General features: G+C 70.0%; 17 protein-coding genes and 3 pseudogenes. 13 read left to right on the plus strand and 7 right to left on the minus strand.

Features of this window, described 5'->3' with window-relative positions; all coding sequences use genetic code 11:
* Positions 1–210 precede the first annotated feature (210 nt).
* Both ACGFSA_RS32075 and tnpA read left to right on the plus strand, forming a co-directional pair.
* Positions 211–1,287, plus strand: a complete 1,077-nt coding sequence (locus ACGFSA_RS32075) for a hypothetical protein (protein ID WP_393309550.1) — start codon at positions 211–213, stop codon at positions 1,285–1,287.
* A gap of 239 nt (positions 1,288–1,526) precedes the next feature.
* A pseudogene (gene tnpA, locus ACGFSA_RS32080) lies at positions 1,527–1,805 on the plus strand (IS200/IS605 family transposase); the annotation flags it as partial.
* Positions 1,806–1,959: 154 nt separating this feature from the next.
* On the opposite strand, the gene ACGFSA_RS32085 reads toward tnpA, so the two are convergent.
* On the minus strand, positions 1,960–3,453 hold the full coding sequence (locus ACGFSA_RS32085; protein ID WP_393309551.1) for an MFS transporter: 1,494 nt from the start codon (positions 3,451–3,453) through the stop codon (positions 1,960–1,962).
* 257 nt (positions 3,454–3,710) lie between these two features.
* Here ACGFSA_RS32085 and ACGFSA_RS32090 point away from each other — a divergent pair, with 257 nt between their 5' ends.
* Both ACGFSA_RS32090 and ACGFSA_RS32095 read left to right on the plus strand, forming a co-directional pair.
* Positions 3,711–4,082 carry a YciI family protein gene (locus tag ACGFSA_RS32090; protein ID WP_393309552.1) on the plus strand — a complete coding sequence of 124 codons (372 nt, stop codon included), beginning with the start codon at positions 3,711–3,713 and terminating at the stop codon, positions 4,080–4,082.
* Positions 4,079–5,338 (plus strand): RNA polymerase sigma factor, encoded by a 1,260-nt coding sequence (locus ACGFSA_RS32095; RefSeq protein WP_393309553.1) that lies wholly within the window; start codon positions 4,079–4,081, stop codon positions 5,336–5,338. Before ACGFSA_RS32090 ends, ACGFSA_RS32095 begins: the two co-directional genes overlap by 4 nt.
* Positions 5,339–5,793: 455 nt before the next feature.
* Here ACGFSA_RS32095 and ACGFSA_RS32100 read toward each other — a convergent pair.
* From ACGFSA_RS32100 to ACGFSA_RS32110, 3 genes and pseudogenes are all read right to left on the minus strand, one after another.
* Positions 5,794–6,375, minus strand: a pseudogene (locus ACGFSA_RS32100) (aldo/keto reductase); the annotation flags it as partial.
* A gap of 98 nt (positions 6,376–6,473) precedes the next feature.
* Complete coding sequence (locus ACGFSA_RS32105; RefSeq protein WP_393309554.1) at positions 6,474–7,817, minus strand: endonuclease domain-containing protein; 1,344 nt, start codon at positions 7,815–7,817, stop codon at positions 6,474–6,476.
* 164 nt (positions 7,818–7,981) lie between these two features.
* On the minus strand, positions 7,982–8,905 hold the full coding sequence (locus ACGFSA_RS32110) for a class II fructose-bisphosphate aldolase (RefSeq protein ID WP_393309555.1): 924 nt from the start codon (positions 8,903–8,905) through the stop codon (positions 7,982–7,984).
* A gap of 376 nt (positions 8,906–9,281) precedes the next feature.
* Between ACGFSA_RS32110 and ACGFSA_RS32115 the strand changes: the two genes are divergently transcribed.
* From ACGFSA_RS32115 to ACGFSA_RS32135, 5 genes and pseudogenes are all read left to right on the plus strand, one after another.
* A complete protein-coding gene (locus ACGFSA_RS32115; protein ID WP_393309556.1) occupies positions 9,282–10,238 on the plus strand; it encodes a GlxA family transcriptional regulator in 957 nt (318 codons plus the stop codon).
* Positions 10,239–10,341: 103 nt separating this feature from the next.
* The gene (gene gap, locus ACGFSA_RS32120) at positions 10,342–11,340 is read left to right on the plus strand and encodes a type I glyceraldehyde-3-phosphate dehydrogenase (protein ID WP_393309557.1); all 999 of its coding nucleotides are present in this window, start codon (positions 10,342–10,344) and stop codon (positions 11,338–11,340) included.
* A gap of 589 nt (positions 11,341–11,929) precedes the next feature.
* Positions 11,930–12,784, plus strand: coding sequence for an alpha/beta fold hydrolase (locus ACGFSA_RS32125; RefSeq protein ID WP_393309558.1), 855 nt, complete (start codon positions 11,930–11,932; stop codon positions 12,782–12,784).
* 122 nt (positions 12,785–12,906) lie between these two features.
* A pseudogene (locus tag ACGFSA_RS32130) lies at positions 12,907–13,911 on the plus strand (ISL3 family transposase); the annotation flags it as partial.
* A 26-nt stretch (positions 13,912–13,937) separates the two neighbouring features.
* Positions 13,938–14,108 carry a hypothetical protein gene (locus ACGFSA_RS32135; protein ID WP_393309559.1) on the plus strand — a complete coding sequence of 57 codons (171 nt, stop codon included), beginning with the start codon at positions 13,938–13,940 and terminating at the stop codon, positions 14,106–14,108.
* Between the two features lie 47 nt (positions 14,109–14,155).
* On the opposite strand, the gene ACGFSA_RS32140 is transcribed toward ACGFSA_RS32135, so the two are convergent.
* Entirely contained in the window at positions 14,156–14,347 is a 192-nt protein-coding gene (locus ACGFSA_RS32140; RefSeq protein WP_393309560.1) for a hypothetical protein, read from the minus strand.
* Between the two features lie 166 nt (positions 14,348–14,513).
* Here ACGFSA_RS32140 and ACGFSA_RS32145 point away from each other — a divergent pair, with 166 nt between their 5' ends.
* The 4 genes from ACGFSA_RS32145 (at position 14,514) to ACGFSA_RS32160 (ending at position 20,267) form a co-directional block, all read left to right on the plus strand.
* Positions 14,514–16,196, plus strand: a complete 1,683-nt coding sequence (locus ACGFSA_RS32145; RefSeq protein WP_393309561.1) for an NAD-dependent malic enzyme — start codon at positions 14,514–14,516, stop codon at positions 16,194–16,196.
* The gene (gene fumC, locus ACGFSA_RS32150) at positions 16,193–17,656 is read left to right on the plus strand and encodes a class II fumarate hydratase (RefSeq protein ID WP_393309562.1); all 1,464 of its coding nucleotides are present in this window, start codon (positions 16,193–16,195) and stop codon (positions 17,654–17,656) included. The genes ACGFSA_RS32145 and fumC overlap by 4 nt, the downstream gene beginning before the upstream one ends.
* Before the next feature lie 298 nt (positions 17,657–17,954).
* Positions 17,955–19,403: an argininosuccinate synthase gene (argG, locus tag ACGFSA_RS32155; protein WP_393309563.1), complete on the plus strand. Its 1,449-nt coding sequence runs from the start codon at positions 17,955–17,957 to the stop codon at positions 19,401–19,403.
* 282 nt (positions 19,404–19,685) lie between these two features.
* Positions 19,686–20,267 carry a hypothetical protein gene (locus ACGFSA_RS32160; RefSeq protein ID WP_393309564.1) on the plus strand — a complete coding sequence of 194 codons (582 nt, stop codon included), beginning with the start codon at positions 19,686–19,688 and terminating at the stop codon, positions 20,265–20,267.
* A 199-nt stretch (positions 20,268–20,466) separates the two neighbouring features.
* Here the strand turns inward: ACGFSA_RS32160 and ACGFSA_RS32165 are convergent, their stop codons facing one another.
* Both ACGFSA_RS32165 and ACGFSA_RS32170 read right to left on the minus strand, forming a co-directional pair.
* Positions 20,467–20,985 carry a hypothetical protein gene (locus tag ACGFSA_RS32165; RefSeq protein ID WP_393309565.1) on the minus strand — a complete coding sequence of 173 codons (519 nt, stop codon included), beginning with the start codon at positions 20,983–20,985 and terminating at the stop codon, positions 20,467–20,469.
* 421 nt (positions 20,986–21,406) lie between these two features.
* On the minus strand, positions 21,407–21,910 hold the full coding sequence (locus ACGFSA_RS32170) for a lamin tail domain-containing protein (RefSeq protein WP_393309566.1): 504 nt from the start codon (positions 21,908–21,910) through the stop codon (positions 21,407–21,409).

Raw genomic sequence — 21,910 nt, forward strand, 5'->3', positions numbered from 1 at the left:
CTTGACAGCGCCGGAGGCCGCACGCACCTCGATTTCCCCTGCGGACCGGACGCCTGCCATGCCACCTTCGATCCACAGGTATTGACGATTACTCCCTGCGGGCGCTCCACCTTCGCTCTGGGCGTAGCCCTCGCCCTGGTGTCGTGTCTGGTGCTTGCAGGGGGTTCGCGCCGCCTGGTCCCAGCCGGTGCCTTCGGTGCGTTGGCCACCATGGCCAGTCCAGTTGCCGGACTCTTCCTCCTGGTCGTGGGTGCAGGCCGGCTGCTGGAGCGGGACCGGCGCAGAGCCGCTGTGCTGTGTGTCCCGCCTGCGGTCGTGGTCGGACTCACCACCCTGCTGTTTCCCCTCAGCGGCGAGATGCCGATGACGACGAGCGATGTCTGGAAGCCTGTTCTCTTCAGCCTGCTGCTCGTTGCGCTGGCGCCACAAGAGTGGCGAGTGCTGCGCTACGGCGCGGGGGTCTACGCGGTCGGGGTTGTGCTGACCGTCCTCATTCCGTCGCCGGTGGGCTCCAACGTCATCCGTCTCGCCGAGTTGTTCGGACCCCCCGTCCTACTTGCCGCGCTGTTGGCCCACGGCGTACAGGTGGCGCGCAGGATCGCTTTCGGTGCGGCGCTGGCACTGTCCCTGCAGTGGGTCACACAGCACGTCGTCCATGTACTGGAGATGTCAACTCCTGTTCCCGCATGGGCTATTGAGGCGAATGGCGTGGTGGCCGCTCTCGACCGGCTGGGCGCCGACCGCACGCGCGTCGAAGTGGTGCCTGCCATCAACCACCGGGAGACCACCATCATCGGCCCGCACGTCAACCTGGCCCGTGGCTGGAATCGCCAGCTCGACGTGGAGCGCGGAGCGCTCTTCTACGACGGTGCCTTCTCCGCCGAGAACTACCGTTCCTGGCTTGACCATTGGGCGGTGGGATACGTCGTCCTTCCGGAAGGCGCCCCGGACTGGGCCGCGAAGGACGAGGCCGCACTCGTCCGCGACGAGCCGACCTGGCTGAAGCCCGTGTGGCGGGACACCCATTGGCGCGTCTATCAGGTCGAGGACACGGTGCCCATGGTGTCGGGTGCCGGTTCGTCCGTCGTCAGCAGCGACGGAGCCGGCATCGTCGTGCGGGCCCGCGAGCGCGGGTCGGTGATCCTGCGCATCGCCTACTCTCCCTGGCTGCAGACCGACACCGGATGTCTGGAACGGGCGGGCGAGTGGACACGGCTGAAGGTGTCGGCGGCCGGTGAGTACCGGATCGGCTCCTCATACCGACCCGTCCGGCAGGGAAAGTGCTGAGCGAGTACGTATCGCACATGCCGGGGGTCTGGGCAGAGGGGCCGGGGGTCCGGGCCGAGGCCGGACCACTCGGTCGTCCAGTGTGAACGATCCGGTGACGCTGCCGGTGAGGGTCAGGCTCTCCGCGCCCGGCTCCGGGATCCAGGCGGTCTTCGCCGCGTTGGCGGTGAAGTGGATCTCCTTGCCTTCGTTGTCCACGACGGCCACGGCGGTGTCGGGGATGCGGCGGATGTGGGAACGTCTGTACCGATTTCGGGGCGGACCTGGTCGGGTTCAACGGCACAGAAGACCACGTGCACCTGCTCGTGCACTACCCGCCGAAAGTCGCCCTTGCCAACCTGGTCAACAGCCTCAAGGGCGTCAGCTCGCGGTACCTGCGCGCCGAGTTCACCGGCCGCGCTGGCCGCGCAACCACGCACGGCCGCTTCTGGTCCGGCTCCTACTTCGCCGGATCATGCGGCGGCGCACCACTCCAGGAGGTGAAGGACTACATCGAGAACCAGAAACGGCCCACCTGACCGTCACGACGGAGGGGCAGAGAACTCCGGTGCTCCGCGCCTCCGGGCCCAGGATCGGATTCCCTCCGAAGAAGAGGGATGGTCCCGCCCCGACACACGGGGAGCACCCGCATGACCACTGCTCCCCCGCACCCGCGTCGGCCTCGGCAGGGTTCTATGAGCGAGTCGCCTCGTAGTCGGGAAGTGCGGCCGGGGTGGTCCGGGTTGCCGGGCGCATGGTCAGGATCAGTACGGCCAGCCCGGCGAAGATGACCGCGGCGACGACGCCGGTGACGTGCAGGCTGGCGGTGAACGCATCCCGCGCGGTGTGCAGCAGTTCCGCGCCCTGGCCGGCGGGAAGGTGCTGGCTGGCGGCGACCGCGCCGGCCAGCGAGTCGGACGTGCCGTCCATCCGGCTGCGGTAGACCACTGCGGCCACCACGCCGAGCAGCGCGAAGCCGAGCGAACCGCCGAAGTAGTTGCCGGTCTCCGACATCGACGCCGCCGAGCCCGCGCGCTCCGGCGGTACGGACCCGACGACCAGCCCGGTGCCCAGCGCGAACAGCGGGCCGGTGCCCAGCGCCAGTACGGCGATGCCGATCATCACCGGTGGCAGGGCGCTCGCAGCGTCGACGCCGACCAGCAGCAGGCTGCCCAGCGCCGACCCCACCAGCCCGCCGGCGATCGCGGTCGTCTGCTTCATCCGCCGGGCCAGCGCCGGCGCGGCCATGGTGCCGACCGCCACGCCCAGGCCCATGGGTGCGAACAGCACCGCCGACGCGACCGGCGAGAAGCCCAGCACGCTCTGCAGGTACTGGGTCACCAGCAGGCCCGTACCAGCCATGGCGATTCCGGCGAAGACCAGCGCGACGAGTACGGCCGTGAACGGGCGGTTGCGCAGCAGCCGCAGGTCCAGCAGCGGCTGCTCCAGCCGCAGTTGCCGGCGTACGAACAGGAATCCGATGGCTGCGCCGACGAACAGGGCCACCGCCGGCACGACTGGCACGCTCTCGACGGTCAGCTGCTTGATGCCGTAGACCATCAAGAGCACCGCCACGAGCGACAGCCCGACGCCGGCCAGGTCCAGCCGGCCGGCCTGGCCGCTGCGGAACTCCGGCAGCAGGACCGGCCCGGCGAGCAGCAGCAACGCCATCGCCGGCACGGCGGCCAGGAACACCGATCCCCACCAGAAGTACTGGAGCAGGCATCCGGCGAGTACGGGTCCGAGCGCGCCGCCGGTGAACTGGCAGGTCGCCCAGATCGCGATGGCCTGCCCGCGCTGCCGTTCGTCGCGGAACATGTTGGTGATCAAGGCAAGTGTGGACGGCGCCAGGGTCGCGCCGGCGACGCCCAGCAGCGCACGCGCGACGATCAGCATCAGTGGGCTGACCGCGAAGGCGGCCACGACCGACAGCACCGCGAACGCCGCTCCGCCGATCATCAGCAGCCGTCGGCGGCCGATCCGGTCGCCGAGCGTACCCATCGTGATGACCAGGCCGGCCACCATGAGTCCGTAGCTGTCACTGATCCACAGCTGCTGGACGTTGGTGGCACCCAGGTCGGCGCTCAGCCGTGGGAGCGCGAGGAGCAACGCCGTCATGTCCATCGCGACGAGCAGTGTCGGCAGCATGAGGACGACCAGTCCCAGCCATGCCCGGTTGACTCGCATATCCGAAACTCCCTGTTCTCTCGACGTTTCGCCGGTTGGTCGGAGCGGTCGAGAGCTTCTTGACATCGGTACGGACGGAAATCTCTCGCGTCTGCCACGGTGGGGCGTCACCAGAGATGGCGACCGCACGGTCCGGGCGATGCGACGGCGAAAAACTCATGCGAACTTTCTGGCGGAGGATGTCAAGACGACGGCGGCGGCTCCGACCAACCGGTCGAAGGGCCCAGCCGGGGCTCGCGAACCACGAGGAGCACGAAATGAAGTTCCTGATCAGCATGCATATCAACCCGGCCGTGATCGATGCGCTGACCGACAAGGAGAAGGCGGCGATCGGCGGCGGCCACGGCACGTTCATCGAGGCACTGAAGACGTCCGGCGAGCTGATCACCACGCAGGCGCTGGTCGACCCGTCACAGGCCGCTGTGGTGTCCGTACGAGGCGGCCAGCCGGTGGTGACCGACGGCCCTTTCCTGGAGTCCAAGGAGTACCTGGGCGGCTTCTACCTGATCGACTGCGAGAACAAGGATCGGGCGATCGAGCTGGCAGCGCAGATCCCGGACGCCGCGATCGAGGGGCTGGGGATCGAGGTGCGGCAGGTGATGTTCGCTGACGGACAATTGGAGGCATGACAGCACCGGACTTCGAGGACCTGCTGCGTGAGCTCACGCCGCAGGTCCTCGCCACGTTGGTACGTCGGCACGCCCAGTTCGAAGGGTGTGAGGACGCCGTACAGGAGGCTGTCCTGGCCGCCACCGTCCAGTGGCCGGCCGAGGGAGTGCCGGACAACCCGCGCGGCTGGCTGGTGACTGTCGCGTCCCGGCGGCTCATCGACCAGATGCGCAGTGACCACGCGCGCCGCGAGCGGGAGTCGGCGACGGCCACCGAGGTGGTGCCCGAGGACGTACCGGACACCGACGACACGCTCGTCCTGCTGTTCCTGTGCTGCCATCCGACGCTGACCGCGGCCTCCCAGATCGCCCTGACGCTGCGGGCGGTCGGCGGCCTGACCACTGCCGAGATCGCCCGCGCGTTCCTGGTGCCGGAGGCCACGATGGCGGCCAGGATCAGCCGGGCCAAGCAGCGCATCAAGGTTGCCGGCAGCTCGTTCAGCCTGCCGGTCGGCGCGGAGCGCGAGGAGCGGCTACGGGTCGTCCTGCACGTGCTCTACCTGATCTTCAACGAGGGCTACACCGCCTCCTCGGGCAGCGAGCTGCACCGCGCCGACCTCGCGCACGAGGCGATCCGGCTGGCCAGGATGGTGCACGCGCAGCTGCCCGAGGACGGCGAGGTGACCGGGCTGCTCGCGCTGATGCTGCTGACCCACGCCCGCCGGGAGGCACGTACGACTGCGGCCGGCGACCTGGTGCCGCTGGACGAGCAGGACCGTACGAAGTGGGACCGCGATCTGATCGACGAGGGCCTCGAGCTGGTCAAGGCGTCGCTGGCCGGCCCGGCGCTGGGGCCTTACCGGCTGCAGGCCGCCATCGCCGCCACGCACGCCGACGCGGCCACGGCCGGGGAGACCAACTGGCCGCAGGTGCACGCCCTTTACCTGATCCTGGAACGGATCGCCCCCAACCCGATGGTCACGCTCAACCGGGCGATCGCGCTCGCCGAGACCGAGGGCCCGCCGGCCGGGCTGGCCCTGCTGTCCACATTGGGCGGTGACGGGCGGATGGCCGGGCATCACCGGCTGCTGTCCGTACGGGCGCATCTGCTGGAGAAGACCGGCGACACGGCCGGGGCGTACGAGCACTACCGGCGCGCCGCGAAGTCCACCGCCAGCATCGCCGAGCAACGCTACCTGGAGTCCCGGGCGAGCCGGCTGACACGCCTTTGCACCACAGGTGTTGCGGTCGATGCAGCGCTGAGTCACAGCCACTGAGCTGCGAGGACTCCGTTGCGAGTCCCCCTCGGGATCGGCGGCCTCCGGAGAAGCCGACGTATGCCTGGAGCGCAACGCGGAACGCGTGCTCGGCGTGACTCCGCCTGCCGCCTTGCTTGATCTTCTGCGGATTCGAAACGGCGGCAGCGTGGAAGCCGACCGCAACGCGTTCCCCACCAGCCAGCCGACTTCGTGGAGTGAAGGCCACGTCCCCTTCACGGATTTGACGGGCATCGGCCGACGCGAACCCAACTGGGCTGCCTCGGGGTCGGGTCAGGCGTGGCAGTGGAGCCGGACGAGGATTGTGTCGCCGGGAAGGCCCGCGAGGTACGCCTCGCTGCCTGGCCATACGGTGGGCTCCGGACGGTCGTGGGGGCACAGATCAGGCTCACAGAAGGCGTGGACGGCGTGGGTGCTGCCCTCCAACCACCACCCGTCCAGGGTGAGCACGTCCGTTATGCGCCGGCCGGCCGCAGTGAGGTGAGGCGTGTCATCTCCTCCTCCGAGAGCCGCACCGCGCCGGCCGCCAGGTTCTGCGCGAGGTGTTCCGGATCACTGGTCCCCGGGATCGCCAGCACGTGCGGCCCCTGCTGCAAGGTCCAGGCCAGCCGGACCTGCGCGACGGACACACCGTGCGCGCGGGCGACGGCGCACACCGCCTCGCTGTCACCAGCAGCCGGACCCGCTTCGCGCCCGGCGCCGGCGATCGCGAAGAACGGGACAAAGGCGAGGTCGAGTTCACCGCAGATCCGCAGGGGCGCCCGGTCCTCGCTCAACGCACCGATCCCGTAAGGGTTCTGCACGCAGACGACCGGGGCGATGGCCCGGGCCTCGACCAATTGCTCGGACGTGACGTTGGAGATGCCGAGGTGGCGGATCAGCCCGGCATCGCGAAGCTCGGCCAACGCGCCGAAGTGCTCGCCGATCGAGCCGGTCCGCCAACTCGGTGGCACGCGCAGGTTCACCACGTCCAGGTGATCGCGGCCGAGTTGGCGCAGGTTCTCCTCGACCTGGCTGCGCAACTTTGCCGGCGTGGCCGACTCTGCTGCGCATTTCGCTGGGGCGTGCGGGGTGACCGTGTCGGGGGCCAGCAGCTGCGAGGTGACGGTGGGGTGTCAGGTCTCCCGGTGCCCGCTCAAAACAGTTCTAGGTCCTTGCCGCTGGTGTCCGCGATGACTGGCCGGAACTGGGCAGGGAGGCCGTCCAGGCGGTCAGGACCGGCCGCGGCGGCCACGGCAGGGGCCGTCTCGGCCAACCAGACACGAAACCGCTCGGCGGCTTCGCGGTAGGGGACTCGTGCCAGGACACGGTGCTCGCCGGAGGGGCAGAAGTCGACGGCGACCGTGAGCAGGCAGGAACGGGGCGCCTTCTGACTGCCCGTCCAGGACACGCGCAGGACACCGCAGGGCTTGCGCCCGCGGGGGGCGCGGTGGGTCGGGCGCAGCGATCGGCAGGCTATGTGGGCGGTCCATGCGGCGAGGTGCGGCAGGGGCAGGGTGGTGCGTGCGCGGCAGCCGGGGCAGCGGTGCCAGTGGCGGAGCCAGTCGTCGGTGTCGGTGTGGAAGAGGCGTGTGTAGCGGTTCGCCACGCGGATGTCGTTGCTGTACAGGTGGTCGGGGCGTTCTTGTGTGTTGCAGGACTGGCAGACGGGGGCGCGGACGTAGCCGTGTTCGTGGCAGTGGTCGAGCACGGTGGCGGGCGCAGTGCGGCAGACGGCGCACGCCCACCCAGCCACCCTGCGGGAGGTACCGGGCTTCCTGCTGAGCACCGAGTACAGCTGGCCTTCGAGCTCTTTGTTGTACGGGCGCAGTGAGGCGGTGGGGCCCTCGGGGCTCGCCGTCTGCCGACCGCCGGCGGCTCGGGCCTGCCGGGGGCGGGAGGACGGCTCGGTGACGGCTGCGCTTGCCTGGCGGGTCCGCGCGGCTTGCACCCACTGCGTTTCGGCGTGCTCGGCCGCGTCCAGCAGCCTGACCACAGCGCGCGGCAGCCACCACGTGCGCTGCGTCCCGTCGCGGGTCTGCTCCACGAGTATCTGTCGCCAGTCGATCCCCGCCAGATGGTACGGCCGGCCGACTTCACGTCGTGCTGCCCGCTCGGGGCCGCCCAGCTCCTGCAGTTCCCCCGTGATGCGCTGGCGCCAACGCAGCGGCGTTTCCTCGTTGCACTCCTGCCTCGGCGCCCCACGAAACGGACCGATGCGGACCAGGTCCTGCCGATCCATCCCAACCGCGTTCAGTTCCGCAGCCGCCCGGCGCACCTCAACCTCCAAAACACTCCACTGACCGCCGCTCGCCCTCACCGTCGCCACCACATGACCGCCGAGCAGGACGTACCCCACCCGGGCACGGGCAGGAGAGCAGGTGAATGCCCCAGAAGCCGTCGGCACAGCACTGTCGGCCGTCAAATCGACCCACAGAGCGTCCGCAGCACCCAGGGTGATCAGGCCGTCCGTGCGGCCGGGCATGACACGCTCTGACATACCGACAGGCTAACGGCCTGCAACGCGGCAACGGGTCCCAAGCGCCTCGGTCAGCCGGGCCGCCGTCCGCACTTCCATATTCCTGAGCATCTGGTTCGTCAGCACCTCCCGTGCGCGTGTCTCACCACCAGAACGTCAAGAACCGGGCAAATCGCCCTCGCGCATCAGCGGTCCCCGAGCCCAGACGAATTGAGCAACAGAGTCGGGGAGCACGGGCTCGGCCCGGCGTCCGGGCCCTCCAGGGTCTGGATGAGGCGGGCGACCACGTCCGCCATCGCCCGGCGGGCGGCAGCGAGGTAGTCGGCCGGGTCCTGCGTGCCACCCGCCGCGAGCCTGTCGCGCAGCGCCCGCGTCATCGCGGGGTCGAGAGCGCGCCCGAAGCCGAGCTTGGCCACGCCCGCGACGACCGCTGCCCTCAGTTCTGCCGCGTTCGCCGCGGACAGCTCCCGAAGGACGAGAGGCACGTTCACCGCTGTCCGCAGCCCGGCGAGCAGCGAGCGGTGGTCATCCGCCGTGCAGGTGCCGAAGGGGTGGCTTTCGCCGCTGAGTACAAGTGCGTCGGCGCCGGTGGCGTCAGCGAACTCCTGGGCCATCCCGGGGGCGAGGTGCGCTCCGTGTGGACAGGGCGACGTGCCGGTCCGTGCGGCACGCGGACCCCCGCGGCCCCCGGTGTCCGTCAACTCCGCCTCCGCCCAGAGCCCCTGCTCGTGCGCCCACGAGACCGCGTCCCGAGTCACGGCGACGGCTCTGGCGTAGGAGAGATGACCGGCGTCGTACATGATCGAGCCGAAGCCGCAGTGCGCCGCCTGGGCGAGGAGTGCGGTCCTGCGCACCTTCGTCAGGTGGAGCCCGACCGGCACGGTGGCGGTGCGCGCCATCTCGGCGGCGGCCCGGGCGAGTGGCGCGAGCTGCCCGCCGTGATGGTCCACCGCCGTCTCGCCGATCTGGATGATCACACCGCTGCCCGCCAGCTCCGCCCCCGCCACGATCGCCTGCAGGTGCTCGAACGTGTGGGCGTCGAAGGCGGCGACAGGGCCGTGGTGCGCCCGGCCGTCGGAGAGCATCGGGCCGATGGCTGCGAGCGTCAAGGGAGCCTCCAAAGCAGCACGTTGGGTGCCCTGGACTGCAGGGCGCGGGTATTCATGATTACACGTGCTCGCAAAAGGCGGTATTCACGCACGAGTGTGCACTCGTGGAGGGCGGGTCGGTCGCAGATGAGGCGACAGGCAAGCCGGACCAGCTGGCGGACGGCGGGAAAATGGGGTCGGGCGCGGCATTGACAGCGGTTCGGGTGGGGCCCATAGTTTCTGCCCAAGCGTGATTGGAGTTGCGCGGTAAGTGTGCGTGTCACGCGTTTTTGAGCATCGGGTGGTTGGCTGACCGTACGGCAGCCCGGGCCGATTTCATCTGCCCTGCCCACGCAGCCGGCGTATCGAAGCCACACCCACGCGTACCCTCTTTCCCGTGCCAGCCTCCCGCCTTCATCGCGTCGCCGTCCTTGTGCTCGAGGGTGCGAAGCCGCTCGATGTCGGCATTCCTGCGCAGGTTTTCACGACCCGCGCGAGCATGCCGTACGAGGTGCGGGTGTGCGGCGCGGCACCCGGCCTCGTGACCGGCGGCGACGGCCTGTCGTACTTCGTCACCCACGGGCTCGACGCGCTTGCGTGGGCCGACATCGTCTTCGTCCCCGGCTACCGGTTCCCGGACCGCGACGACCCGCCGCAGGCCGTCATTGACGCGCTGATCGCCGCCCACGATCGGGGTGCGCGGCTCGCCGCCATCTCGACGGGCGCGTTCGCGCTCGCCGCCACGGGCCTGCTCGACGGCAAGCGTGCCACGACCCACTGGCATTACACGCGGGCGCTTGTGGCGAAGCATCCGCTCGTTCAGGTCGACGAGAACGTCCTGTTCGTCGACGAGGGCAGCGTGCTGACGTCGGCGGGCGCCGCCTCGGGCATCGACCTGTGCCTGCACATTCTGCGCGGCGACCTCGGGGTTGCCGCGTCGAACTACGCGGCCCGGCGCCTGGTCGCGGCCCCCTACCGCAGCGGCGGCCAGGCGCAGTATGTGCCGCGCAGCGTGCCCGAGCCGCTCGGCGAGCGGTTCGCCGCCACCCGCGAGTGGGCGCTGCACCGGCTCGGCGAGCCCCTCACCCTCGAGGCGCTCGCCCGGCATGCGACGGTGTCGCCCCGCACGTTCTCGCGACGCTTTGTCGAAGACACGGGGTACACGCCGATGCAGTGGGTCATGCGCGCCCGGATCGACGTGGCCCGTGAGCTGCTCGAGCGTTCAGAGCGGAGCGTCGAGCAGATCGCCGCCGACGTCGGTCTCGGCACCGGTGCGAATCTGCGGTTGCACTTCCAGCGCATCCTCGACACCACGCCGAGCGAGTACCGGCGCACCTTCACCAAGGGCGAATAGCCCGCCCACACGTGGCGAGATCCTTTTGAACCATGGCGATCACGCCGCTGTCGCGGGCGGATTCCGGGCGCGAACCTGATGGCGAACAGAAGGGACATCGCTCATGACTCGCATCGCCATCAACGGATTCGGCCGCATCGGACGCAATGTGCTGCGCGCACTGCTCGCACGCGACAGCGACCTCGAGGTCGTCGCCGTCAACGACCTCACGGAGCCCGCCACTCTTGCGCGGCTGCTCGCCTACGACACCACGGCCGGCCGGCTGGGTCGCCCGGTGACGGTCGACGGGAACGTCCTCGTCGTCGACGGCCGTCGCATCACGGTGCTTGCCGAGCGGGAACCGAAGCAGCTGCCGTGGGCCGAGCTCGGCGTCGACATCGTGCTCGAGGCGACCGGCCGATTCACGTCGGCCACGGCCGCCCGCGCCCACCTCGACGCGGGCGCGAAGAAAGTGCTCGTCAGCGCACCGTCGGACGGCGCCGATGTCACCCTCGCGTACGGGGTCAACACCGACGCGTACGACCCGGCCCTGCACACGATCGTCTCGAACGCCTCGTGCACGACCAACGCACTTGCGCCGCTGGCCGCGGTACTCGACGAGCTCGCCGGCATCGAGCACGGCTTCATGACGACGGTGCACGCCTACACGCAGGAGCAGAACCTGCAGGACGGTCCGCACCGCGACGCCCGTCGCGCCCGCGCCGCCGCTGTCAACATCGTGCCGACCACGACGGGCGCCGCCAAGGCGATCGGCCTCGTGCTGCCGAACCTCGAGGGCAAGCTGTCGGGCGACTCGATCCGCGTGCCGGTTCCGGTGGGCTCGATCGTCGAACTCAATACAACCGTTGCCCGCGACGTGACGCGCGACGACGTACTGGCGGCATACCGCGCTGCGGCGCAGGGGCCGCTGGCCGGCGTACTCGAGTACTCGGACGACCCGCTCGTGTCATCCGACATCACGGGCAATCCGGCCTCGTCGATCTTCGACTCGGCCCTCACCCGCGTCGACGGCCGTCACGTCAAGGTGGTCGCCTGGTACGACAACGAGTGGGGCTTCTCGAACCGCGTGATCGACACGCTCACGCTGCTCGCCGCTCGCTGAGCGGACGCCGGGGCGGTCCCCACCGCCGCAGACCGCGCTGCCCAGCACCTCCCGTTGACGCTCTGGTGCAGCGACGCACTGATCCCGCGAGGGTCTGGATCGCCCCGGCTGCGGCGGCTGGGGCGATCGATGCCGTGCGGCGGGGCGTCAGTTCGTGATCGGGACGGTTGCGAAGCCGGACAGCGCGGTGTTGACCAAAGTCGCGTTGGCCGCCACCGATGGCATCCCCAACGTCGCCATTGCCCACAAGCACCGGCTGCACATCGATGAGTTGCCGCGCCGACAAGTAGCCGATCACCTGCCCCAGCAGATCCGAGTCCTCGCCCAGTCAATCGTGGCACGCGTCGAGTCCGGCGCCGTTCCCACGTCAAGGCACTGTTCAGCCGCGTCTGTGCGCGCGGCTCGCAAGCAGGACTTGCGGGTCTTCGCCGGTCCTCGACCGCTGGGGCCGTCATGGTCACCGAATGTGCCTCGTTGCTTGCGAAAGTCAGTGGCTCTTCGCAGTTGAGGGTGTAGCGCCGGACGTGGGGCGGCGTCGCCGATGCAGGGTAGCGTGGCCACGGTCACGCACCTGCCCGGGAGGTTGACGATGCACTCTTCGGTCCATTCGTTCCGCACACCCGAAGGCGTCACGCTCGGGGTCGAGCACTTCGGCGATGCGGCGGCGCCCCTCATGCTGCTCGCGGGCGGCACGACCATGCTGTCGTGGCCCGACGCGCTCTGCGAGTCGCTCGCGCGCGGCGGACGTCACGTCGTGCGCTACGACCTGCGCGACTCCGGCGCGTCGACAACCGTCGACCCCGAGGCGCCCGCGTACACGCTCCGGGATCTCGCCGCCGACGCGGCCGCGCTCGCCCGGGGACTCGCCGACCGGCCGGCGCACCTAGCGGGCATCGGCGTCGGCGGGATGGTCGCCCAGGTTGCCGCGCTCGACCATCCGGACGCGTTCTCGGCGCTCACCCTCGCCGGGACGCGGCCCGTCGCCCCCGGCCCGGTCGACAACGATCTGCCCGACCACGACAAGGCGGCCATGAAGCGACGGTTCGCGCTCCCGACGCCCGACTGGTCCGACCGCGCTGCCGTGGCGGAGTTCGCCGCCGCCAGAGCGGAGATCCTCGGCGACGATCCCGCTGCGGCACGCGCGACCGCCGAGCGCGTCTTCGACCGCACGCCGGGCACGGAGCCCGCGGTCCAGGTGGCCAACCAGATGGGCATGGTGTTCTCCAAGCTCGACTGCAAGCCGCGGTGGCGTGAGCGCCTGCCCGAGTTCGCGATCCCGGCGCTCGTGGTGCACGGTCGTCACAACCGGTTCTTTCCGGTCGGCAATGGCGAGGCGCTCGCGCGCGAGATCCCCGGTGCGCGGCTGCTGGTTCTCGAACAGGCCGCGGCCGCGATCCCCGATGCGGCCGCCGGTGAGGTCGCCGCGGCGATGCTCGCGCTCTAGTTATTGATCGCGCGCATGCGAGCGGCGGCGTGCCCTCGACCGACACGGGGGTGGTGGCTGGGTAGGCGTCGAGGTCTCCCGATGATGGAAGTTCTCACACCGCCCATCCAGAAGACCTCGACTTGCCTGACGCTGCCTTCGCTTGCCCTGACCTGACCAAGTTCTGCCGGCTCGATGAGCTCGGGCTCGAAGTGACCGGCCAACGCCTCGTACCCGACCGAGCGGTCTTGGCCTGCCGGGTCGTCGAACCCGATCAGTGGTGCCGCCGCTGCGGTTGCGAGGGCGTACCCCGCGACACCGTGACCAGGCGGTTGGCGCACGAGCCGCTGGGCTGGCGGCCCACCACCCTGGTCGTGACGATCCGGCGCTACCGGTGCATCGGCTGCGGCCATGTGTGGCGCCAGGACACTACCCGGGCGGCCGAGCCGCGGGCCAAGCTGTCGCGCCGCGGGCTGCGCTGGGCCCTCGAAGCGATCGTGTGTCAGCACCTGACCGTGGCTCGTGTCGCCGAGGGGCTCGGGGTCGCGTGGAACACCGCCAACGATGCCGTCCTGGCTGAAGGCAAGCGCGTCTTGATCAACGACCCGACCAGGTTCGACGGCGTCACGGTGATCGGGGTCGACGAGCACGTCTGGAGGCACACCCGCCGCGGCGACAAGTACGTCACCGTCATTATCGACCTGAGCGGCGTCCGGGCCGGCACCGGCCCAGCACGCCTGTTGGACATGGTCGAAGGCCGCTCCAAGCAGGTCTTCAAGACCTGGCTCGCCGACCAAGACAAGGCCTGGCGCAGCCATGTTGAGGTCGTCGCGATGGACGGCTTCACGGGCTTCAAGACCGCAGCCGCCGAAGAGCTCCCGACCGCGACGGCAGTGATGGATCCCTTCCACGTCGTCCGGCTCGCTGGCAACGCACTCGACCAGTACCGACGCCGGGTCCAGCAACGGATCCATGGCCACCGCGGCCGTAAGGACGACCCGCTCTACAAGTCCCGTCGGACCCTGCACACCGGCGCCAAACTGCTCACCGACAAGCAGATCGAGCGGCACATCGAGGTCGAGGCAACCTGGGGCATCTACCAGCGCATGATCACCGCCTACCGCAAATGCAGACACCGTGAGAGGCGAGCCCGTGGCATGCGGCCGCTCCATCCATGACCGCCGAACACACGCTCGTGACGTTCATCGACGAGTACCGGGAGCGCTTCGGCGGCGTCGAGCCGATCTGCACCGTGCTCACCGAGCACGGCCTCAGCATCGCCCCCTCCGCCTGCTACGCGGCCAAGAATCGTCCACCCTCGCAACGGGCAAGCGGGGAAGCGTAGTTGGCGGCGCTGTACGTTCCCACAGGTCATCAGGCACAAGTGCGGTGTCAGCGGGTGGCAACGGCCAGGCTGACCACATGGCGCTCCTCGACCGTTCCGTTCGGGAAGACTTCGGTCAGGAGGTCGCGCTCCGCGGCCAGGAACGTCCCGGTGGCGTTCTCGCGGCCCGCGATCGGGCCCATCAGGCCGTCGAACATCTCCAGCCGGCGGGCGGGATCTGCGCTATGGCCTGCGGCCACCGTCTGATCTTCGTTCGACCGCACACCAATCGGTGATCACCGGTGGCCGTTTCCGTTACCGCACCCCTGGCCCGCCGGATCGCCATCGCCTGCTGGAGTATCTACGCTTGTTCTGGAGGCGCAGGGCGCCCGTGCCTGGGCGCGCACCTAGCCGCTGGAGAGTTCCATGTCCCAGAGCACGCACCAGCAGCACGGCCGTGGTCTCAGTGTTCTCGACGACCCGGCGCAGAATCGCGGCGTCGCCTACACCCAGGCGCAGCGCAAGGCGCTGGGTATCACCGGGCGGCTCCCCGCGGCCGTGCTGAGCCTGGACGAGCAGGCCGAGCGGGCCCATCGGCAGTTGCAGGCACAGCCGGATGACCTGGCGAAGAATGTGTTCCTGGAGGAGCTGCACGACAGCGACGAGACGCTGTACTTCAAAGTTCTGATGGATCACCTCACGGAGTTGCTTCCGGTGGTCTACGACCCCACTGTCGGGGTGGCGATCGAGCGGTACAGCCACGAGTACCGCCGGCCGCGGGGACTGTTCCTGTCCATCGACCAACCGCAGGAGGTGGAGGAGGCGTTCGCAGGGCTCGGGCTGGGCCCGGACGACGTCGACCTGATCGTGGTCACCGACGCCGAGGAGATCCTCGGGATAGGCGACTGGGGTGTGGGCGGCATTCAGATCTCGGTCGGCAAGCTGGCGGTCTACACGGCTGCCGCAGGGGTGGATCCGACCCGGGTGATCCCGGTCTCGCTCGACGTGGGAACGGACAACGAGACGCTGCTCAACGACCCGCTGTACCTCGGCAACCGGCACTCCCGGCGTCGCGGCGCCGAGTACGACGCCTTCATCCGCACCTACCTGGAGACCGCCTCCCGGCACTTCCCGCACGCGTTGCTGCACTTCGAGGACTTCGGGCCCGGTAACGCCCGCCGCATCCTGGAGACGTACAAGGACCGCCTGCGGATCTTCAACGACGACTTGCAGGGCACCGGAGCGATCACGATCGGCGCTGTCCTGTCGGCGCTGCGCATCACCGGTGTCCCGATGCGGGAGCAGCGGGTGGTGGTGTTCGGTGCCGGTACCGCGGGCGTCGGGATCGCCGACCAACTGCGTGATGCGATGGTGCGCGACGGTGCGAGCCTCGACGAGGCCGTCGGCAGGATCTGGCTCATCGACAAACAGGGCCTGCTCACCGACGACATGAGCGGACTGCGCGACTACCAGCAGCCCTACGCCCGGCGCGCCGCGGACGTGTCCGACTGGGCCTTTGACCCGCACGGTGCCCCTTCCCTGCTGGACACCGTACGCAAGGCGCGCCCGTCCATCCTCATCGGCACCTCGACCGCGCACGGCGCGTTCACCCGTGAGGTCGTCGAGGCGATGAGCGAGGCGGCCGAGCGGCCGGTCATCTTCCCGCTCTCCAACCCGACCGAGCGCATCGAGGCCATGCCCGCCGACATCATCGCCTGGTCCGGGGGGAAGGCGCTGGTATCGACCGGCATCCCGGTGGAGCCCGTGGAGTACGAGGGTGTCACCCACACCATCGGCCAGGCCAACAACGCGCTTCTCTACCCCGGCCTGGGGCTGGGTGCCATCGTGTCCCGCGCCGAGCGGGTCACCGACGGCATGCTGCTCGCCGCCGCCGAGGCCGTCACCCGACAGGTGGACGTCAGCGAGCCCGGGGCGTCACTGCTGCCCCCGGTGGCCGACCTGCGCGCCTCCTCGGCCGCTGTGGCCGTTGCCGTGGTCGAGGCGGCCCATACCGACGGGGTCGCCACCGCCGCCGTCGACGACCCTGTGCAGGCCGTGCAGGACGCGATGTGGCAACCGGTCTACCACGACGGCGGCGGCACGTCATGACCGCGCGCCACCAGGAAGCCTCTGGCGCACACCCGCAGACTCCCCCTCGTATCCTCGACCTGCCGGTGGGGCTGACCGCGACGGGCTCCCGCCGCGAGACCGACTCCATGGGCGAGGTCGAGGTGCCGGCCGACCGCTACTGGGGCGCCCAGACCCAGCGGTCGCTGCTGCACTTCTCGATCGGCGACGACCGGATGCCGAAGGCCGTCTACCATGCGTACGGCTACGTCAAGAAGGCTGCGGCGCTGGTGAACGGCCGGGCGGGCAGGCTGCCCGGGTGGAAGGCCGACCTCATCGCCCGGGTCGCGGACGAGGTGAGCGGCGGTCAACTCGATGAGCACTTCCCGCTCTTCGTATGGCAGACCGGCTCCGGCACCCAGTCCAACATGAACACCAACGAGGTGATCGGCAACAGGGCCATCCAGCTCGTCGGCGGGGAGCTCGGTTCCAAGAGCCCGATCCACCCCAACGACGACGTCAACATGGGGCAGTCCTCCAACGACACCTTCCCCACAGCCATGCACATCGCCGCCGTTCTCGAGATCGAAGACCATCTGATCGCGCAGGTGCGGCGACTGCGGGACGCCGTTGACGCCAAGGCCCGCGCCTGGCACGACGTCGTCAAGATCGGCCGGACCCACCTGGAGGACGCGGTCCCGCTGACGGTCGGCCAGGAATGGTCGGGATACACGCACCAGCTGGACGACGCGCTGGAGCGGGTCCGCGCCACACTGCCCGGGCTGTACGAGCTGGCCGCGGGCGGCACCGCCGTCGGCACCGGGCTCAACGCCCCTGACGGCTTCGGCACGGCCATCGCGGCGCAGATCGCCGAGCTGACCGGCCGGCCGTTCCGGACCGCGCCGAACAAGTTCGCCGCGCAGGGCGGACTGGACGCCATGGTGGCGGCCTCGGCCGGCCTGCGGGCGTCGGCCGTACCGCTGATGAAGATCGCCAACGACATCCGGTGGCTGGCCTCCGGGCCGCGCTGCGGGTTCGGCGAACTCGTTCTCCCGGCGAACGAGCCGGGCAGCTCGATCATGCCCGGAAAGGTGAATCCGACACAGTGCGAGGCCATGGTGATGGTCTGCATCCAGGTCCTGGGAGACGACTCGGCCGTCGCTTTCGCCGGCACGCAGGGCAACTTCGAGCTGAACGCGATGCGCCCCGTCATCATCAACAACTTCCTGCACTCGGCGAGGATTCTCGGCGACGCCTGCGGCAAGCTCCGCGAGTTCTGCATCGAGGGGATCGACCTCGACCGGAACCGGATCGGTGAGTTCGTGGGCCGTTCCCTCATGCTGGTCACTGCCCTGTCCCCGGTACTCGGCTACGACCGGGCCTCGGCCATCGCGCACAAGGCCGACCGCGAGGGCACCACACTGCGCGAAGCCGCCCTCGCCAGCGGCTACATCACCGCGGACCGGTTCGACCGCGTCGTGAAGCCGGAGCAGATGGTCTGACCGGGGCCGGGGGCACGTTCCTGCGCGCCCGGGCCTGGTCCCTGCGCGTACGTCCAGCGTGATCGCATGGTTGATTCAGCGGTGGCGCGGGCTGCGAGTGGACACCGTCGAAACGCGGGCGAAGACACGCTCCACGACCCGGCGTCGGGTGCCCGGACCGCAGCCGTGCTCCGTGCCGCGGCGGGCGATCACCGGCTCCGCTCCGGGGTCCCGGACGAAGCGGCGGCACTGCACGCGGTGCCGGCCGCGCACGGCAAGCCGCCTTGCATAATCATGCGGATGCATACATACTCTTCCCATGTCTAAGGTTCTCACCTCCCTGCCCACCGGCGAGCGCGTCGGCATCGCCTTCTCGGGCGGCCTCGACACCTCCGTCGCGGTCGCGTGGATGCGCGACAAGGGTGCCGTCCCGTGCACCTACACCGCCGACATCGGCCAGTACGACGAGCCCGACATCGCCTCGGTGCCCGGCCGTGCGAAGGCCTACGGTGCCGAGGTCGCGCGCCTGGTCGACTGCCGGGAGGCGCTGGTCGAGGAGGGCCTGGCCGCGCTCGCCTGCGGCGCGTTCCACATCCGCTCGGGCGGCCGCGCCTACTTCAACACCACGCCGCTCGGCCGCGCCGTCACCGGCACCCTGCTGGTCCGGGCGATGCTCGAGGACGACGTACAGATCTGGGGCGACGGCTCGACGTTCAAGGGCAACGACATCGAGCGTTTCTACCGTTACGGCCTGCTCGCCAACCCCCACCTGCGCATCTACAAGCCGTGGCTCGACGCCGACTTCGTCTCCGAGCTGGGCGGCCGCAAGGAGATGTCGGAGTGGCTGGTCACCCACGGGCTGCCGTACCGCGACAGCACCGAGAAGGCGTACTCGACCGACGCCAACATCTGGGGCGCCACCCACGAGGCCAAGACGCTGGAGCACCTCGACACCGGCGTGGAGACCGTGGAACCGATCATGGGCGTGCGGTTCTGGGATCCCTCCGTCGAGATCGCCGCCGAAGACGTGACGATCGGCTTCGACCAGGGCCGCCCGGTGACGATCAACGGCAAGGAGTTCGCCTCCCCGGTCGACCTGGTGATGGAGGCGAACGCGATCGGCGGCCGCCACGGCTTGGGCATGTCGGACCAGATCGAGAACCGGATCATCGAGGCGAAGAGCCGCGGCATCTACGAGGCACCCGGCATGGCGCTGCTGCACGCCGCGTACGAGCGCCTCGTCAACGCGATCCACAATGAGGACACCCTCGCCCACTACTACAACGAGGGACGGCGCCTCGGGCGGCTGATGTACGAGGGCCGCTGGCTGGACCCGCAGGCGCTGATGGTCCGCGAGTCACTGCAGCGCTGGGTCGGCTCGGCAGTCACCGGCGAGGTGACCCTGCGACTGCGGCGCGGTGAGGACTACTCGATCCTGAACACCACCGGCCCGGCGTTCAGCTACCACCCGGACAAGCTTTCGATGGAGCGCACCGAGGACTCGGCGTTCGGCCCGGTGGACCGGATCGGCCAGCTCACCATGCGCAACCTCGACATCGCCGACTCGCGCGCCAAGCTCGAGCAGTACGCCGGCCTCGGCATCGTCGGCACGACCCACCCCGCGCTGATCGGCGCCGCCCAGGCGGCGGCGACCGGCCTGATCGGCACCATGCCGGAGGGCGGCGCCGAGGCCATCGCCTCCCGCGGCGAGGTCTCCGGCGACGACGAGCTGCTGGACCGCGCCGCGATGGAGTTCGGCACCGACTGACCGGTGCGTCGGCCCGCTCCGGACAGGGGACCGGAGCGGGCCGAGCCCGGTTGCGGCCGGGAGGCCGGGGCCTCGGGCGGTTCGGCACGGTGCCGGCGTGCGAACCGCCCGAGGGCCCGAGCCGCTGTGCCGGATGGGCCGGCAGCGCTTGTGCCCTTTCAGCGCGGGCGGCGGGGTGCCTCGGGTGCGCCGAGCACCCCCGCTCGCCTCGGCACGGGCTCTGCCTGCACGGTTCGTCACGCCGATCGAGAGGCTGCCGGACACGCTGGATACTCTCCCGGCATGAAGATCATATTGAGCGCTCTCGCGGTCGGGGTGGGATTCGGGGCGGCCACCTCGCTCGTCAACGCGCTTTCCTCCCCATACGGGGGGCTCGGCGACCCACTCACGGGGACCGTTTGGGCCGGCGCCGCCAAGGTGCTCAGCCTGCTGATGGACGCAGGCTGGTCCTGGGCCGCGCTGGCGGTGGCGATGGGCTGGCTGGCCGGGACACGGGCCTTGGGCGCGCTGGTCGGGGCCCTGGCGCTGATCGCTGCCACGGGGGCGTACTACGTGACGGACGCCCTCGTCTGGGGGGCCGGCACGGACATGGTCAGGTGGTGGGTGGTGGGTCTGCCGCTCGGGTTGGCCCTGGGTGCGGTGGGTGCAGCCATCAGGCGTCCTGGATTGACCGGCCTGCTTGCCGCGTTGACAGTGCCGGTGGGTGCCGCCGTTCAGATGGTCGTCCTGCCGCCCCGACCGCACCTCACCCTGACCCCGGCGATTGTTCTCGCCGAGGTCATCGTCTGGACGGCCTCCGCGCTGGGTGCCGGATGGGCTGTCCGCCGTTTCTGGGCCGCGAAGCGTGCAGGCACGGCCGGGTAGCAAAACCATCAGGGAGACCTCTCCCTGGCCATGGGCAAGCCGGCCGCCACACCTCGCAGGGCCCCGGGCCCGACCGCGCGGTGCCACCGCCGATGACAAGAGCGCCGCGCGCCCGCGCAGACGGTCTCACGAGTTCCACGGACGTACCTTCTCGCAGGTCAGCGACACGGTCGGCGGTCCAGCGGGCTCACGAGTTCCTTCAATCCTCGATATCGCCGATGGCGACGCGGAGGTCATGCAAGCCCTGCAGGATCGCGATGACCGATGCCTCCGTCCGGTCGAGGGCTCGCCGGGTGGCCCGAATGTCACCGCGCTCGAAATAGAGCTGGGCGCTGAGCGCGTCCGTAGCCGCCACGACGGCCGCCCAGGACGCCGCCCGCTGAGGAGGCCCCGCCTCCTCGGCCCCCATGAGCTGCACCGCGGTGAGCTGCAACCGGTTCGCCAGCACGATGGACGAAACCTGTGAGTCGGGTCCTGCCTGCTCCGTCCATCCGAGAAGCGCTTCGGCGACGTCCTCCAGCGGTTGCCCGCCCCTGCCGGTCGAGGCGGTGATTTCCAGTTCTGTCTTGGCCAGCAGGGCGCCCAGCAGTCGCAGCCGGTCCTCGGCCTGCGGGCCCTGGGGCCACACGTCCGGATCCAGTACTGGTTCCGCCCCCAGGGCGACGAGGGCCGCGTAGATCTGCTCCGCACTCACCGGGTGCACGCTTCTGATACTCACCCTCCCAGCTTCACCGCGCGAAGCAGGCAGCGCACGCACCGCTCGCCGGTCTCTGTCGAGGACATCGCGATGGTGCGTTCAGGGCACCGGCGGCTCGGAGCGCCTTCAGGTGCTTGGCGTCTGCTCCCGGACTCGGGGCGTGGCACCCGTGACGTTCCCCTCGTTACGGGTGTTGGGCCCTGTGGCGTGCGCATCTTCGATCCCTCGGGGTGCGTACGCCTGGGCCCTGGGCCCTCAGACCAGGGCCCTGCAGCTTTCTTCCCGGGTGGTGCGACCATGCACCGTACCGGGTGGTGGGAAGCCGGGGACCCGGGCGTACGAGAGCGGCGTGCCACCGCCCTGTGCGGGTGATGGCACGCCGGACCAGAAGGGTTGGACCCCGGGGGCGGAAAGTGCGCCCCCGGTCAGGGGCGGAGGCGGGTCAGCGGCGGTAGCCCCAGGAGTGGGTGTCCACGGTGCGGCCGTGGTTGTCGCGCAGCGTCGCCTTGTCGGCGTAGTTGCTCCAGATGTAGTCCCGGCTGCCCTGGTAGACGTCCCGACGGGTGTCACGGCCGAACCCGGTGTGGACCCGGACCGTGGCGCGGCCGGCCAGGCGCAGGTCGTCGAAGCGGTACAGGTTGCCGCTCCGGTCCGTGAGCGACCATCCGTCCAGGTCGACCGCGCGGCGACCGGTGTTGGTGACCTCGACCCACTCCCGGTTCAGCGACCGGTTCGACCAGTCGTCACGGCCGGGACTGTCGTACTGGATGTCGCCGAGGACAACGTTGGAGTACGACTCGTGGCGGCCGTGCCCGTATCCGTATCCGTATCCGTGGCCGTGGCCGTGGTCGCTGTCGGCGGCAGCCGGCATCGCCGCCGCGGCGACGACGGAGCCGGCTGCCAGAGCGGTAGCGGCGATGCGGCGGACGGTACGAGAAGCAGACAT

Source organism: Streptomyces sp. NPDC048496 (genome assembly GCF_043200055.1).
In the GTDB taxonomy this organism is placed as follows: domain Bacteria; phylum Actinomycetota; class Actinomycetes; order Streptomycetales; family Streptomycetaceae; genus Streptomyces.

Excerpts from the sequence above, each read along its gene's own strand:
- ACGFSA_RS32075 (WP_393309550.1), top strand. The coding sequence starts at position 211 with ATGGCCAGTCCAGTTGCCGGACTCTTCCTCCTGGTCGTGGGTGCAGGC.
- ACGFSA_RS32085 (WP_393309551.1), bottom strand. The coding sequence starts at position 3,453 with ATGCGAGTCAACCGGGCATGGCTGGGACTGGTCGTCCTCATGCTGCCG.
- ACGFSA_RS32090 (WP_393309552.1), top strand. The coding sequence starts at position 3,711 with ATGAAGTTCCTGATCAGCATGCATATCAACCCGGCCGTGATCGATGCG.
- ACGFSA_RS32095 (WP_393309553.1), top strand. The coding sequence starts at position 4,079 with ATGACAGCACCGGACTTCGAGGACCTGCTGCGTGAGCTCACGCCGCAG.
- ACGFSA_RS32105 (WP_393309554.1), bottom strand. The coding sequence starts at position 7,817 with ATGTCAGAGCGTGTCATGCCCGGCCGCACGGACGGCCTGATCACCCTG.
- gap (WP_393309557.1), top strand. The coding sequence starts at position 10,342 with ATGACTCGCATCGCCATCAACGGATTCGGCCGCATCGGACGCAATGTG.
- ACGFSA_RS32125 (WP_393309558.1), top strand. The coding sequence starts at position 11,930 with ATGCACTCTTCGGTCCATTCGTTCCGCACACCCGAAGGCGTCACGCTC.
- ACGFSA_RS32135 (WP_393309559.1), top strand. The coding sequence starts at position 13,938 with ATGACCGCCGAACACACGCTCGTGACGTTCATCGACGAGTACCGGGAG.
- ACGFSA_RS32145 (WP_393309561.1), top strand. The coding sequence starts at position 14,514 with ATGTCCCAGAGCACGCACCAGCAGCACGGCCGTGGTCTCAGTGTTCTC.
- fumC (WP_393309562.1), top strand. The coding sequence starts at position 16,193 with ATGACCGCGCGCCACCAGGAAGCCTCTGGCGCACACCCGCAGACTCCC.
- argG (WP_393309563.1), top strand. The coding sequence starts at position 17,955 with ATGTCTAAGGTTCTCACCTCCCTGCCCACCGGCGAGCGCGTCGGCATC.
- ACGFSA_RS32160 (WP_393309564.1), top strand. The coding sequence starts at position 19,686 with ATGAAGATCATATTGAGCGCTCTCGCGGTCGGGGTGGGATTCGGGGCG.
- ACGFSA_RS32170 (WP_393309566.1), bottom strand. The coding sequence starts at position 21,910 with ATGTCTGCTTCTCGTACCGTCCGCCGCATCGCCGCTACCGCTCTGGCA.